The organism is Geobacillus sp. YHL (assembly GCF_022341265.1).
Classification (GTDB): domain Bacteria; phylum Bacillota; class Bacilli; order Bacillales; family Anoxybacillaceae; genus Geobacillus; species Geobacillus thermoleovorans.
Genome location: NZ_JAEIGB010000009.1, coordinates 1 through 14,493, shown reverse-complemented (window position 1 = coordinate 14,493; position 14,493 = coordinate 1). Strand labels below are relative to the sequence as shown.

The following is a 14,493-nucleotide window of genomic DNA, read 5'->3' as shown; positions in this document are numbered from 1 at the left end:
AATGATGAAAGATCAGATCTGAAGCCACACCGTCTGAAGCGGGGCAAACACGAGAATAGGCGATGGCGGCCGATTCAAAATAAAAACAGGTTCCGACACCGGAACCTGATCGAAGGCAAAAGGCCAAATGAACAAGACACGTCCATCTGTTCCCGCTGCCTGCTTCCCTACGCTGGCATGACCCAGATCAGGTTCAAAGGGTCAAAGAACTTCATCGCGTTCTTTTCTCAGCCCGGCTCCCGGACTCCCCTAGCAGATAAGCGTATCACAATGATGACTGACTTTTTTTATTTTATCAGGCAATTGGCAAAGATGCAAACCATTTTATTCCAAACGTTGACTCCCACACGTCGTTTGAAAGCCCCTCTTTCTCGAAGAAAGCGTCCTTTTCCTCACTCACACAGAAAATTTCTTCAGCATTGCCCGCATCTCGTCCGCCATCTGACCGAGCGATGTCGACGAAGAGGCGATTTCCTCGACGGAAGCCATTTGTTCCTGGGTCGCTGCCGATACGTTGGCCGCACCAGACGCTGACTGTTCGACAATATTGGTCATCTGTTGGAGTGCGTCGTTCACTTGACGAGCATGCTCCGTCATTTGCTCGATGGCGGACGATACTTGTCCAATTTGTTTGCTCACTTGGCCGACCTCCTCGCGGATATGGGCAAATGATTGGCCGCATGCCGCCGCCACGTTCAATCCTTTCGCCACTTCGGCGATCACCTGTTCGGCAGACGCAACTGCCCGCTTCGTTTCTTCTTGAATGTAACCGATCAGCTCGGAAATTTGTTGCGCTGAGCGCGCTGATTGTTCTGCGAGCTTCCTCACTTCATCCGCGACAACCGCAAACCCTTTCCCTTGCTCGCCGGCGCGCGCCGCTTCGATCGCGGCATTGAGCGCCAACAAATTCGTCTGCGACGCAATGCCGGTGATCGCTTCCGTAATCTGTCCAATCTCGTTGGAGCGCTCCCCAAGCCCTTTCACCACCTGGCCGAGCGTTTGCACATGATCGTAAATGAACTGCATTTGCTCGGACATTTGTCCGATTGACTGCTTGCCGTCCTCTGCTTTCGCCGATGTTTTCTCAGCCCGGTGCGCCACTTCTTTCGTATGGAAAGCGACGTCGCTCAATGTTTGGGAAATATCATGCACGGACGCGGCGGTGGTGCGGACAGCATCGGCCTGCTCCTCCGCACTTGCCGCAAGCGTTTCCATCGTTGTCGCAATTTGCTCTGTCGCTTTCGTCGTCTGTTCGGCAACGGCGGCAAGCTGCTGAGAATATTGCGCTACTTCTTCGGCATGATGTTGGATTTGCCCCATCACACTTTGCCAAGCGTTTGCCATATCGTTTAACGACGCCGCAATCGGCCGCAGCTGCTGCACGCGATCAAGCGGTACACGCACCGTCAAATCTCCGCCTGTCATCTTGCCTAAATGTTCGTTAATAACGGCAATCGGGGCAACAAACCGTCGATAGTTGAGCGTTGCCGAAACGAAGCCGAGCATCGCGCCAAACAGCACTGTAGCAACAAGCGTCCACCAAAATGCCGCCCCGCGAATGCCGTTGACCAGGCATGTGGCCATGCCGATCGCCGCTGTGCCAGGAATGACAACGAACATTGTGCGAATGATATAAGCGCTTAACGACAATCCATTCTCCTCCTTTTTTCTATCATCAAAAAACTTTATACTACTACTATAGCATTGACATATTCGTCAACGTGCATTGGTTTTCCTTCTTTAGCGCCCAACCGGACATCCTTTATATGACAGGAGTTCATCATAAGTATCAGAAAACGTTATTATACCAAGGTTTTAGCCCCTCTTCGAATCTTCATTTATTGAGTGAAAAGCAAAAAACGTTATATTTATTCAGTGTTCTCAGCAGTTTGGACACGTTTTTACCACAGATTCATGTAAAAATTCTATTGCCAGTAAAAAGGGATTGTATTAAAATAGTAATTGTGTTATAAATATTCATTTACTAGATCAATAAAATGGAGGATCATCCATGAATAAAAAGAAGATGATTGGCGGGGCACTTGCCTTCAGTTTATTGGCATTCTCCCCTTGGACGGCCGCGCAAGCTGAGCCGATCAAATGGACGAACGTCAATGCGTTTGAAGAACAAAACGGGAGCTTATTCAACCAAGAAAACTATGACTTTGTCAAGTTTTCGCAAATCGGCGCCAAACTGAAAGAAATCGAGAAACAGTCGAACCGCGTCAAAGTGGAAGTAAGAGGAACATCAGCGAACGGCTACCCGCTTTATGTCGTCACAATTGCCGATCCGTCGACGCGCGGCAAATTCGGCAAAATTCAGGCGCTCCGGAAGCAAATGTTCAAAAACCCGGGCAAAGCGCAAGAATGGGTGGCGAACAACGAAGACTTCAAAGTGCCGATTATGATCAACGGTTCGATCCATGGAACCGAATTTGTCGGCACGGACGCCATTCTTCAACTGATTGAACGGTTCGCCACACAAAACGATCACGTGACGAAACAAATTTTAGCGAACACCGTCCTCATTTTTAACGTCGTGCAAAACCCGGACGGGCGCGTGCAGGCGACACGGTTTAACGGTGCGGGAATCGACTTGAACCGCGACTTCATCACCCAATCGCAACCCGAAACGCGGGAAACGGTAGAATTAATTAAAGAATGGAATCCGATGGTGTTTCTTGATACGCACGGATATGTCAAAAACTATGCGCCCAACAAACAAGGATTGATTGAACCGTGCACACCCCCGCACAATCCAAACTATGAATACGATTTATACATCAAATGGGCGCTCGAGCAAGCGAAAGCGATGGAAGCGGAAATTCTAGCCGACAAAGCATCTTATCAAGGTGAACTGTACAAATCGATGGAAGGCGTCTATATCCCGTACCGGGACGATACAGCCGGCTGGGATGACTATCCGCCGATTTTCACGCCAATGTACGCCATGTACCACGGCGCGTACGGCCATACGCTCGAAGCACCGACCAACGACTGGGACGGCGTGCGCTGGCAATATAACGCCATTATGGGCGCGTTGAAATTCGCCGTTGAACATAAACAAGAAATGATCGCCGACCAGATTGAAATGTTTAAACGCGGGATTACGTTCAACCATCCGCATCATCCAGAAGGCTTTTTCCCGAACGCCTATCTTTTGCCGGTCAATGAAACAGATCCAACCGTCACACTAAAAGCGGTCGAGCATCTGCTCCGCAATGACATTGAAGTGAAACAAGCAGCGCAGCCGTTTACCATAGGCGGGACAACGTACCCGAAAGGAACGTACATCGTTCCAATGGATCAGGCGAAAGCCGGCTTAGCCAACACGATGCTTTGGGACGGCGAAGACATTACGGACGATACGCCGGCGATGTATGACATCTCAGCATGGAGCTTGCCGGAATTATGGGGATTTGCGGCTATCCCTGTTAACGAGGAAGTGAACGTTCCGACGACAAACGTAGGAAACGTCCAAGTGCAAGGGTCATTAACCGGGAAAGGCCCATACCTCATTCCGAACAGCTCGGTCAGCGCCGTCCGTCTCGTGAATACGCTGTTGCAACAAGGCATTGCCGTCAAACGCGATGAGCGCGGAAACTTCTATGTGGAAGCGCCGGCCAACCGCATTTCAGCAGCTGTGAAAGAATCGGGGCTGCATATTTCCACCGCCGCTGTTCCGGCTGATGCCGAACCGATTGCAAGCGTCCGTGTCGCCTTGTTGAAAGACGGGGGGATGAATAAGCAGCAATCACATTCCGGTACGAAGCTGGCGTTGCAGCGTCTAGGCTTCCAAGTGGCCGAATTGACGCCTGTCGAAGTGGCGACGAACGGGCTTAATGGATTTGACGTCTTTATTTACAGCGGCACGGAAAATTTGATTTCTCTCAAATTGAGTGCTGCTAATAAAGAGTTTGGCTTGCAAAATGAAGAGCAGTACAATGCCTTTAAGGCAAACGTCACCGCGTTTGTCCAAAATGGCGGCAAATACATCGCTGTTGGCGCTGGGGCATCAAGAGCAACCAAAACACTCGGTCTCACCGACGATACAATTAACGTTGGGGGCTCGAACAGCAACGGCATCGTCCGTGTCGACTACAGCGGCACAGGGACGACAGCCGGCTACGGACAGAACGACATCGGCTTTGTGTATCGTCCGGTATGGTATACGAATACGGACAATGATATCGTCGAAGCGACATTTATAAACGATCCGGGCTTCTTCGTCGCCGGGCATTGGAAAAACCGCGATGCCGCCCAAGGGGCTGCTGTCATTGTCCGCGAACGAAACGCCGACGTCACGTTGATCGGGCTCGAAGCTGGATTCCGGGACCATACCGACTACCTATTCCGCCTGATGGCGAACGCCATTTGGGGAAACTAATGAATCAAAAGCGGGGGCTCCGACAATGGAGTTCCCGTTTTTGATTTGTCGCCCCGCTTTAGAGAGTTAGAGAAAAACCGCATTTTCTTTAAAATGGTTGATTCATGAACGCGTGGAAAGGCTGTTGATTCATTAGCGAAAGTCCCACACCGGAACATTTTTTTCTTAAATTACCAGTCTCTTAGGCGGAACCTCTATATTCTCCCTCCCATCAATCGAACTAGTCAGTTTTTCTTACTCTCCTCCCTATCTCTTAGACGGAAAGACTATTTTTTAATTCCTTATTGAAAATGATAATCATTTATATTATGATATTTAACGAAATTGATAATCGTTATCAAATGGAGGGATCCGATTGAATTCGTCCATCCTCTTTCTCACTGAGGAAGAAGAAACATATCGATATTTGCAAACGGTCGATCCATCGTTGGCTCGTTCGTTTTTGGCCGTCTTGCCGAACAGCCGTCAACGCATAGCCAACCGACTGCTGCAGGCGCTTATTCGCGAACAGCTCATCAGCCCAGATCGCGTTGTTTGGGAACAAACCGGCCACAAATTGGAGCTTTCCATCCTACTCTCTATGAAGAAACAAATCACAGCGGCGGTAATGGAACGGTTTTCCTTAGGGCAGTTTACCGTTGCGCGCCTTTGGCTGCTTGATCAGAAGGAGCGAAAGTCTCTCTCCTCTCCCTTGGAGCTGCTCGAGCTGCTTCAACGCGAAGGGCTCATCAGTTGTGCACCAAATTGGGACGAGTTTTGCGCCGAAATCGCCAACAGCGTGATCAACGACGCGCTTGCCCAAGCCGCGGCCGAGCGGCGCCGCTGTCGATGGCGCGATACATATGGAGCAACGTACTCGTCTTCGCTCGAGTGGGTGCGTGCCCAGCCGCGGCCGTTCAGCCCTCTCACCTTTTACGAACAAACGGTCATTGACGGGCATACACTGCACCCGTGCGCCAAAACGCGGCTCGGCTTCAGCGTCCAAGACATGATCGACTATTCGCCGGAATGGGAAGCGAAAGTCACTCTCCCCTTGCTGGCGGTGCGTCGCAGCCATTGCCGTTTCGTTTCCTTTTCCTACGGACGGATGGCAGATTGGGTTTACGAACAAGATAAAACGTTGCAGTCCGTTGTGCAAAACGCATTGCGGGCATACGGCCTGTCTGAATGCGAATACGACGTCATCCCTGTCCATCCATGGCAATGGAAACACGTCATCCAACAGCGTTTTCAAAACGAACTGGCCGCACAAACAATCGTTCCGATCGATGGCGGCGTACTGCCTGCTTATCCGCTCGTTTCCGTGCGGACGTTCATGATCCCCGGCGCTTCCGGTGATCATTTGAAAACTCCGATCAACGTGCAAATGACGAGCGCCATCCGCACTGTGTCTCCGGCGGCAGCGGCCAATGGGCCGCGATTATCGGCATGGCTGGTCGATGTGCTCACAAAAGAACGGCTCGCTCCCCGCTTTCAGATCGTCAGTGAAAAGGCAGGCATCTGCTTCTTGCCTCACGGCCGAACGGACGAGGAGGCAGCGGCCCTGGGCAAACAGCTCTCGGCCATCGTCCGAACCAATCCGGAGCGCGATTTGGCGGAAGGGGATATCATGATGCCAGCCGTGACGCTCCTTGCCCCTTCCTTCCTGAGCGGCAAACCGGTGGCAGCTGAGCTCGTTGAGGAATATGCAGCCAATCAGGGGGCAAGCTCCGTGCGCGAGGCGGCTGTATGGTTTTTCCGGCAGTATGCGGAAATGCTCGTTCCGCCGTTGCTCTTGCTTTTATGCAAGTACGGAATCAGCTTGGAAGCTCACTTGCAAAATAGCCTTCCTGTCTTTCGCTCCGGCGCGCCCCAGTCAATGCACGTTCGCGACTTGGGAGGAATCCGCCTTCATTGCGGCCGCTTCGGTCGCCATCGCTATCCGCTTGACGAGCTCGCGCCTTCAAGCATCGTGACAGCAGATCTTAACGAATTGCGGCATACGTTCACCCATGCCGTCATTCACAACCATCTTGGCGAGCTGATCGCCTGCCTCTCCCGCACGTTCTCTATCGACGAGACACTCCTTTGGCAGGCCACAGCGGATGTAATGGAGAATGTATTTGCCGCGTTGACCCGTGACAGTGAAACAGAAGAACAGGCAAGGCAAGATCGGGACGCGCTCTTTTCCCCGGTGCTGCCGATGAAAGCACTTGTCGCTATGCGCTTAACCAATGATCTTCGCAACCGATTCATTGAAACAGCTAATCCGCTGGCCAAATGGAAAAGGGAGGAATGGGAACGATGAACACGCGTTTATCCCTCCGGACAGCTGATATCATCCTTTATCCATACGAACAAGAATGCGTCGAGTTCATCCAAAAACGATTTCCTGAACGTCTCTCCGCTTATGTCCGCCATGTCATGCGGGCACGGACGACGATCTTGCAACGAACCGCAGCTGCGTTGCTGCGGGAGGACGTATTCGGTCTATACTCCCGTTCCTACAATTTGCAAGTGATCGGCTCAGTGTATATCACGAACTGGCGCGGGCTGACGCCGGAATGGGAAGCGGTCGTCCGCCAGCTGCCGGCCGCCAACTTGCAGGAAGGGATCATGTATAAATTGTTCCCCGTTGCCCCCGGCCAATGTTTGCTGATCCCGATCCGCGGCGAATCAGCCTTCCGCCAATGCGACATCGGCGAGGAGGTCGTTTGGATCGGCGAAGGCATCCAAACGGTGCGGGACGCCCTTTCCTTCCTTTCGTTGCTAACGCCGCTCATCAAGGCGGCCGGCGAGGAACAAGCATGGGCGCAGCTGGCGAAAGAATTGGAAAACGGAACCTCCAACTTGGCGTTGGCTTATTGGCATTTTGAAAAGGAATGCCAAACGATGCGGAAGGAAGCGGACAACTTGTTCACCTATATCGAACAACGACAAAGCAATCCATCGTTTTGCCCGGCGCTGTTTTTCGAGCAGCTTTGCATTGAAGGGCATCATCTTCATCCAGGCGCCAAAACGAAACTGCCGATGTCCCCTAAAGACGTATTTGCTTACTCGGCTGAGTTTGGCGGTCAACCGCAGCTGCGGATCGTCGCCGTCCGACGCAATTTGTGCGATTTCCACTTTGACGGATACGAGGATCCGAACACATTCCTGCTCGACCATTTTCCGTCGCTGCGCGGCCCGGTTGAAGAATGCTTCCAGCAAACCAAAAAGAAGCTAGAAGACTATGTGCTCGTGCCTGTCCATCCTTGGCAATACGAACATGTCATTCCTAACGTCTATCGTGCGGAATTGCGCGACGGCCTCCTTTGGCTGATCGAAGGAGCGGTGATCCCAACGCAGGCGACCGCCTCGTTCCGAACCGTTTTGGCGAAAGAAGCACCGCTGTATATAAAGACTGCCGTCCATAGTCAAATGACCTCGACGGTCAGGTCCATTTCCCCCCAGTCAGCCAACAACGGCGCAACATACAGCCGGCTGCTTCGCGCCATTTTGGAAAGAGAGAGGGACTTGTCCGCTATCTTTCTTCCTGTTTGTGAAATCGGCGGCTGCTCGTTTCGCTCTGAAGATCCAAATAAAGCACGGAACTTATCGGTCATTTATCGGGAAGGGCTGGATCGCTTTGTCGATGAAGGGGAAATCGCCATTGCCGGCACCGCTTTATACGCCTCGTCACCATTCAGCGGCCGGCCGATTATCAACGATATTATTGAAGCATATGCCAAGGGAATCGGCCGTCCATCATCTCAAGAAACGGCGCTTTCCTTTCTTCGCGAATACGTCGGCATCGCCGTCCGTGGCTTTCTAACGTTGCTCGTCAAGTACGGTATTGGCCTGGAAGGACACTTGCAAAATACCGTTCCCGTTTTCCGGCAAGGGAAACCGATGAAATTGCTGTTCCGCGACTGGGGAGGCATCCGTTTGTACCGGCCGCGCCTTGAGCGCCAAGGATTCAATATCGATGTCCGTCCCGATTCAATCACGATTACGGATGATTTGCGAGAAGCACAAAACAAAGTGTTTTATACAGTCTTTCAAAATCAGCTTGGCGAAATCATCCGTCATATCAGCCGCCAGTGGGGCATTGCCGAGGAACAATGCTGGATATGCGTCCGCCGCCAATGTGATGAGGTGTTTGCCAAATTGGCCAAAGACCCAAACCTAAAACGAGCAGTAGACGAAGACCGCCAAGCCTTATACCGGCCGCACATCGAGCATAAGGCGCTGGCAAAAATGCGGCTGCAGCCAGAAGCGAAAACGTATTGTTTCGTTTCCGTTCCCAATCCGTTAGCAACGAGTCGATAAGGGGGAGTTGACATGCTTCTTACATCGAAAAAACCATCCCCCTCTTTTGCGCTATTTTGGCGCCCGTTCCGGATTTATTGGAGCGGAACATTGCCGGCGCGCATCGGGGAGTGGGCTGATTTCGTCATCCTAAACTGGGCTGTGTTGCAGCTTTCCCGCTCGTCGCTCGATCTAGGCGTTCTCAACGTCTGCCGGCTGTTGCCGATCTTTCTATTCAGTTGGCTCGGCGGCGTGCTCGCCGACCGCCTGTCCCGGCGCCAAGTGCTTGCTGCCTCCTTGCTGGGCATGGCAGGTTTTACTTTGGTGATTGCTTGGTTGCTGCGCGAGCCGTCTTCACTCATTTGGCTGTTTGCCGCTGTCTTTGTCCGTTCGATCTTTATGGCCATGGAAACGACAGCGCGCAACGCCTATATCGCAGACCTTGTTCCAATCGAGGCGCTCTCCAGCGCCATTTCGTTGCATACCGCCGCTCTTCACATCGGGAAAATCATCGGCCCGGCAGCGGCCGGATGGGGGCTCTCTTCACTCGGCGGCGTTTCACTGCTTATCGTCTACAGCACGATGCTCGTTATCGCAGCTTTTGCTGTATTGTCATTAGAAGAGAGCCGCCCCCGCCGTCCAGCTGCGCGTCCGACAGACGGCAGCAAAGGGGAGGCGATCCGTTACATCAAGCGCACCCCGCTCGTTCGGGGGCTGCTTCTTCTTTCAATCATCCCGATGACGTTTGGCTTTGCCTATTCGGCGGTCACCCCTCTTCTTGTTGACGCGTTGGCCAACGGCGATGCCGGGGATTTCGCCGTGTTGCTCTCCGTCTCATCCGCCGGGGCATTGCTCGGCACGATCTGGCTTTCCTTCCGGCCGGTCGAGGCGATCGGCAAATGGCTCATCGTCTCTTTGCTCGCTTTTTCTCTATCGTTGCTTCTATGGATCGTCTTATTTGAACATTGGCTGCTTTGCTTAGCCGCCATGGCACTGGCCGGGTTGACCGGGCAGCTATACCGGACGTTATGCCGCCTGGCCATCCAGCTGGTCGTTCCGGATCGGTTGCGCGGACGGGTCATGAGCATCGCTTTAATGGACCGCGGCTTCATCCCGCTAGGCACCCTTTTGCTTACGACTCTTGCCGAGTATGTTGGAGCGAAAATCGCTGGCTATGCGATGGGATGGCTCTGCCTTCTTTGCGCCCTTGCCTTTTGGCGGCGAAAAGAACTATGGAACATCTCTACAGGAGGACGAATATGGAACGATTGAACACCGTCATTCAAGCCATTATAGAACGCAAGGCAAAACAGCAGGGCCCACTTTGCGCCTATGTATATGACTTAGACAACCTCCGCGTCCATACAGCAAGCTTGTCCGCCTCGCTTCCTCCTTCCGTCCGGCTCTTTTACGCCGTGAAAGCGAACGCGGATGAGCGCATCTTGAAAACAGTCGCGCCGTATGTCACCGGTTTTGAAGTCGCCTCAGGCGGCGAGCTGCAAAAAGTCCGCCGCCTGTTTGCCGATTCTCCAGTCATTTTCGGCGGTCCGGGAAAAACAGATGAGGAGCTGGCCGCGGCGATTGAGGAACGTGTTGCTCTCATTCATGTCGAAAGCGTATGGGAATTGCAGCGGCTGAATTGGATCGCCGCCAGGAGGCAAACAACCGTGCGTGTACTCCTGCGGGTCAATTTGCGGCAAGCCGCCTCAGGCGCCACATTGCATATGGCGGGAAAACCGACCCAATTTGGCATCGACGAACAACATATCGCCGAAGCGATCCATACGGCATTGACTCTTCCGTCTATTGATCTGCAAGGATTCCATTTTCATTCGATGTCCAATCATACCGACGAGCAGGCCCATCTTTCTTTTATCGAAACGTGCCTGTCATTTGTCGCGCAAGCGGAAACGACGTACGGGCGGCGGTTTTCGGTCGTTAACGTCGGAGGCGGAGTCGGCGTGCATTACAACGAACCGGACCGACAATTTCGTTGGAATTGGTTTTCCAAAGAGCTGAACCTGTTGCTGCGCCGTCAAGCCCCCCCTCATTGGACAGTCATTTTCGAGCTCGGCCGCTTTATTGCCGCCCATAATGGGTATTACGCCGCGGAGGTGCTCGACCTGAAAACCAATTACGGAACGCATTTTGCGATTCTCCGGGGCGGCACTCACCATCTCCGGCTACCGGCGGCCTGGAAAATGAATCATCCGTTTCTCGTTATTCCGATCGACAAATGGCCTTACCCGTTCGACCGCCCATCTTTATTCAACGAACGGGTGACATTAGCCGGCGAGTTGTGCACGCCAAACGACATATTGGCTCGGGATGTGCCTTGCGACCGCCTGTGCGTTGGCGACATCGTGCTGTTCCGCTGTGCCGGCGCCTACGGCTGGGACATTTCTCATCATGACTTTCTAAGCCACCCGCACCCGGAATTTATTTACCTTGAGCCATCGACATAAAAAAGCGGGCCTCCATTTGGAAGCCCGCTCGTTTCCTTGTTTACGCCGTCGGTTTTTCCGTTGTCACATACGTCCCGGCAATAAAATCGTGAATCGACCGTTTGTCTTCTCTCGCCGCGACCATAATCGCACTAATCACGAGACCAATGCCAAACGTGATAAAGTATACGAGTCCGCCAACGAACGAGCGCAAAAACATTGTGCCGATGCCGACTTTGCCGCCGTTCACTTTCGCAATCCGGATGCCAAGCATCCGCTTGCCGACCGTATATCCGTACCAAACAGCCGGAACGATTAACGCGTAAAGGATGTTCGCCAATGACGTAAACCAGTTCGTTTCCCAACTGCCCGTGATGAAATAGCCGATGATCGAAATCGGAATGCCAACGACAATCGCATCCAATATATTAGCCAACAACCGCTTCCAAAACCCCGCCGGGTTCGTCACCGCCATACGGTTTTCCCTCCTCCTGCCTTTTCTATCATTGTATTCGCTCCTGACAGCGAATTGCCTTTATTTTAGCCTAATTTCAAAAAGAAATCTACATCCGTCCAAGGCGGCCCTCCCTTGAATTTTCCCCGCCTGTTTGGGGTGGGAGCGTTGGAGGGCTCAAGAAGGACGGCGATTTGAGGGGAAACACCGCTCTTCAATAAGTTTCTTAAAAGACCTTACAACGCCACCGCTTCGTTTTGTACGGTTCTTATAGATCGAGCCAATCCGTTTTGATCATGCTGATGGCCGGCATGAACTTGTTAATCTTTTCGTGAAATGAAAAAAGGATGGCCCTGAGGCGGAACACATCCTTTGGAATATGACCTAAAAAAAGGAAGGCGGCCCATGCCTGAACTTGTAAAGCCGGCCGAGCGTCGGCTTTATCCAAGCTTCGCCACCACAGCCGAAAAATCGTCTGGAAGCGGCCCTTTTTGCGCAAAATGGCGGCGCAGATGGTCCAAAAGCACTTGCTCGTCCAATAAAATATGCGGCGCCAGCGCATCGCGGAACGCTTCAATCTTTTGCCGGACAGAGCCCGTTTCCCCTTCGATCGCCCCGTCGGAATACAACACAAGCGTCGCCCCCGGCTCGTAGCGCAACCGGCCGCTGTCGACAAAAAGGCGCGGAAGCAGCCCGATCGGCGCGCAGCCGCGGTCCAACTCCGCCACCGTTCCGTCCGGTTGGAACAAAAACCCCGGCGGATGGCCGGCTGATGCATATTCAATCATCCGTTCCTTGACATCCACCAGAACATATACGGCGGTGAAATAATACGTCATCCGCCCGTTTTCATGGTACAACTGGCGCATATGGCGGTTCAACTCGCGAAACACTTCCGTCGGAACGATCCCTTTGCGGATGACGCCGTTTAAGAGCGAGCGGACCGACATGCAAATGAGTGAAGCCGCTGCCCCATGACCCATCACATCCATTAAAAAAATGCCGTACCGCTGTTTGTCAATCGGATACCAGGCGTACATATCGCCACCCAGCTCCCGCGATGGGATGTACGTTCCGGCAATCTGGATTCCTTTGGCCGACAACGGCTTGCTCAACACGCGCTTTTGCACCTCGCGGGCCAGCCGCAAGTCATCTTTCATCGCTGCGATGTATGGGTTCTCATAAATTGGACCGGCAAATAAAAACAAGTAAAACGCGATTCCTCCATCATGGCCAGGCACAGCCCGCACCGTCGTCTGCCTGACATAGACCGAACCGTTTTTCCGCCGCCAGCGCACCCACCCCCTCCATTCTCCACTTTCCCCAGTTCCCGCTTGAATCACCTCATAAAGCCAGGCCTCGTAATAACCCGCGTAAAGCGTATGCAGCGGCTGACCGACAATCTCTACACCATGGCCAGTGATTTTTGTGAACGCCGGATTGACAAACTGAACGACAAACTGGCCATCGGTTACGAGCATCGCCTGTTCCATCGCTTTGTACACTTGTTCAGCGAGCTGCCGTTCATTCTCGTTTCGCTTTGCTTCTGTCAGATCAGCGACAACTCCGCTGACGAGCCTCACTTCCCCGAATTGGCCAAGCACAGGAAACGTCCGTTCAAGCACCCAGCGGACGGAGCCATCCCGCTGATTGATGATGCGATACGTTTGGGCACCCGCATCCGCCCCCGAAAGAAGCGACCATTTTCTTTCCGCCTTGGCGCGGTCATCCGGGTAGGACACTTTTGCCCATATGTCTTGATCGCGGTAAAAGTCGTCCGGAGGCAGGCCGTACAGCTGCTCGCATGATGACGAAATGAACAAGAGCCGCCTTTGTTCCGGCGCTGCGAGCCAATACACATAATCGCCCGGCCCAACGAATACATTCATTTTTTCCAAGCCGAGAAGCAACTCTCGCCACGCGAGGTGGTCATAACGTTGAACATGTTCCCAAAACCCATCCACCATAGAACGTCATTCTCCACTGAAATAATCCATGGCTTCCTTCTCTGTGGCAAATAGTTTGATAAACGAAGAAAATTTGACGATATGGAAAATTTCTGCAAGCGACCCTTCCACTCCGGCAATGACCAACTCTTTTTGTCGGGCTCTCGCCGCCATGACGCTGTCAGCGATGACCCCGAGTCCGGCGCTGTTAATGTATTTGACCCCCTCCATGTTGACGATCAATTGATCCGCCTGTTTGTCCAGCAACTTTTCCAGCGCTTGACGGAACGATTCGACATTGTTTAAGGTAATATCTTCTGCCCATGTCAGCGTGCAAATTGCCCCTTGTTTTGTCTCCATCTTGTTTCCTCCAATAGTCACTCTTTTTTTTTGCATTTGCACATGCAAAACAAGACGTTGTTTCCCGCTTGCTTCACGTATACATCGTCGACGATATGGGTGATCAGCTGCAGCCCCCTGCCGCGCGGCCCAGTGTTGACGACATCAGTTTGGGCTACGGAGAAGCATCCTCCTCGCTGTTTGACAATGATCATAAACTGTCTCGCATCAATTTTCCAAAATATCCTAAATGGCAGTTTTCTCGTTTTTTGACAATATTCATACGCATTCGTGCACGCTTCCTCTGTCGCGAGCCGAAGAAAAAGGCAATCGCGCGGCAAAAACCCCATTCTCTTCGCCAGTTCCTCGGTAATGTCCATCGCTTTTAAAATGTCCGCCGTTTTCACGATCGCCATCGTTCGGATCATGGCCTTGGGCTTCATCGGCATTCCCCTATCCTTGTTATGCTTATGCGCCGGCCAAAGCAACATGGCAGCTTTTCCACTATCCCACGTTCCAGCGCTGGGGAAAACGGATTCGAATGCTATTTTTCTCCTTTATTGTTCCATCTATCGAAAAATAGTTCTTATTTACTACAACTCATTATAATACAAAATGGGGTTCATTCCAATTTCCTACATCCAAAAAAAAAAA

11 protein-coding genes and 1 riboswitch are annotated in these 14,493 nt (G+C 52.4%); of the genes, 5 read left to right on the top strand and 6 right to left on the bottom strand.

The genetic code is table 11. The features are described 5' to 3' along the window. Positions 1-147: 147 nt before the first annotated feature. Positions 148-261: riboswitch (TPP riboswitch) on the bottom strand. A gap of 135 nt (positions 262-396) precedes the next feature. Then, positions 397-1,650, bottom strand: a complete 1,254-nt coding sequence (locus JCR24_RS09820) for a methyl-accepting chemotaxis protein (protein ID WP_238980531.1) — start codon at positions 1,648-1,650, stop codon at positions 397-399. Between the two features lie 361 nt (positions 1,651-2,011). Here JCR24_RS09820 and JCR24_RS09815 point away from each other — a divergent pair, with 361 nt between their 5' ends. The 5 genes from JCR24_RS09815 (at position 2,012) to JCR24_RS09795 (ending at position 11,121) form a co-directional block, all read left to right on the top strand. After that, positions 2,012-4,387 (top strand): M14 family zinc carboxypeptidase, encoded by a 2,376-nt coding sequence (locus JCR24_RS09815; protein WP_238980530.1) that lies wholly within the window; start codon positions 2,012-2,014, stop codon positions 4,385-4,387. A 355-nt stretch (positions 4,388-4,742) separates the two neighbouring features. Next, positions 4,743-6,674 carry an IucA/IucC family protein gene (locus tag JCR24_RS09810; protein ID WP_238980529.1) on the top strand — a complete coding sequence of 644 codons (1,932 nt, stop codon included), beginning with the start codon at positions 4,743-4,745 and terminating at the stop codon, positions 6,672-6,674. After that, entirely contained in the window at positions 6,671-8,677 is a 2,007-nt protein-coding gene (locus JCR24_RS09805; RefSeq protein WP_238980528.1) for an IucA/IucC family protein, read from the top strand. Before JCR24_RS09810 ends, JCR24_RS09805 begins: the two co-directional genes overlap by 4 nt. 12 nt (positions 8,678-8,689) lie before the next feature. Further along, positions 8,690-9,928 (top strand): MFS transporter, encoded by a 1,239-nt coding sequence (locus tag JCR24_RS09800; RefSeq protein WP_013144228.1) that lies wholly within the window; start codon positions 8,690-8,692, stop codon positions 9,926-9,928. Beyond that, entirely contained in the window at positions 9,916-11,121 is a 1,206-nt protein-coding gene (locus tag JCR24_RS09795) for a type III PLP-dependent enzyme (RefSeq protein WP_238980527.1), read from the top strand. Before JCR24_RS09800 ends, JCR24_RS09795 begins: the two co-directional genes overlap by 13 nt. A 40-nt stretch (positions 11,122-11,161) precedes the next feature. Here JCR24_RS09795 and JCR24_RS09790 read toward each other — a convergent pair whose 3' ends face one another. The 5 genes from JCR24_RS09790 to JCR24_RS09770 all read right to left on the bottom strand — a co-directional run bounded on the left by JCR24_RS09790 (position 11,162) and on the right by JCR24_RS09770 (position 14,282). Further along, on the bottom strand, positions 11,162-11,575 hold the full coding sequence (locus tag JCR24_RS09790; RefSeq protein WP_238980526.1) for an RDD family protein: 414 nt from the start codon (positions 11,573-11,575) through the stop codon (positions 11,162-11,164). Positions 11,576-11,822: 247 nt separating this feature from the next. After that, a complete protein-coding gene (locus JCR24_RS09785) occupies positions 11,823-12,002 on the bottom strand; it encodes a hypothetical protein (protein ID WP_238980525.1) in 180 nt (59 codons plus the stop codon). Then, a complete protein-coding gene (locus JCR24_RS09780) occupies positions 11,995-13,521 on the bottom strand; it encodes a PP2C family protein-serine/threonine phosphatase (protein ID WP_238980524.1) in 1,527 nt (508 codons plus the stop codon). Before JCR24_RS09780 ends, JCR24_RS09785 begins: the two co-directional genes overlap by 8 nt. Positions 13,522-13,527: 6 nt before the next feature. Continuing rightward, positions 13,528-13,860 carry an STAS domain-containing protein gene (locus JCR24_RS09775; protein WP_011229870.1) on the bottom strand — a complete coding sequence of 111 codons (333 nt, stop codon included), beginning with the start codon at positions 13,858-13,860 and terminating at the stop codon, positions 13,528-13,530. Positions 13,861-13,877: 17 nt separating this feature from the next. Next, entirely contained in the window at positions 13,878-14,282 is a 405-nt protein-coding gene (locus tag JCR24_RS09770) for an ATP-binding protein (protein WP_031212548.1), read from the bottom strand. Positions 14,283-14,493: the final 211 nt, after the last annotated feature.

Excerpts from the sequence above, each read along its gene's own strand:
- JCR24_RS09815 (WP_238980530.1), top strand. The coding sequence starts at position 2,012 with ATGAATAAAAAGAAGATGATTGGCGGGGCACTTGCCTTCAGTTTATTG.
- JCR24_RS09795 (WP_238980527.1), top strand. The coding sequence starts at position 9,916 with ATGGAACGATTGAACACCGTCATTCAAGCCATTATAGAACGCAAGGCA.
- JCR24_RS09790 (WP_238980526.1), bottom strand. The coding sequence starts at position 11,575 with ATGGCGGTGACGAACCCGGCGGGGTTTTGGAAGCGGTTGTTGGCTAAT.
- JCR24_RS09775 (WP_011229870.1), bottom strand. The coding sequence starts at position 13,860 with ATGGAGACAAAACAAGGGGCAATTTGCACGCTGACATGGGCAGAAGAT.
- JCR24_RS09805 (WP_238980528.1), top strand. The coding sequence starts at position 6,671 with ATGAACACGCGTTTATCCCTCCGGACAGCTGATATCATCCTTTATCCA.
- JCR24_RS09800 (WP_013144228.1), top strand. The coding sequence starts at position 8,690 with ATGCTTCTTACATCGAAAAAACCATCCCCCTCTTTTGCGCTATTTTGG.
- JCR24_RS09770 (WP_031212548.1), bottom strand. The coding sequence starts at position 14,282 with ATGAAGCCCAAGGCCATGATCCGAACGATGGCGATCGTGAAAACGGCG.
- JCR24_RS09780 (WP_238980524.1), bottom strand. The coding sequence starts at position 13,521 with ATGGTGGATGGGTTTTGGGAACATGTTCAACGTTATGACCACCTCGCG.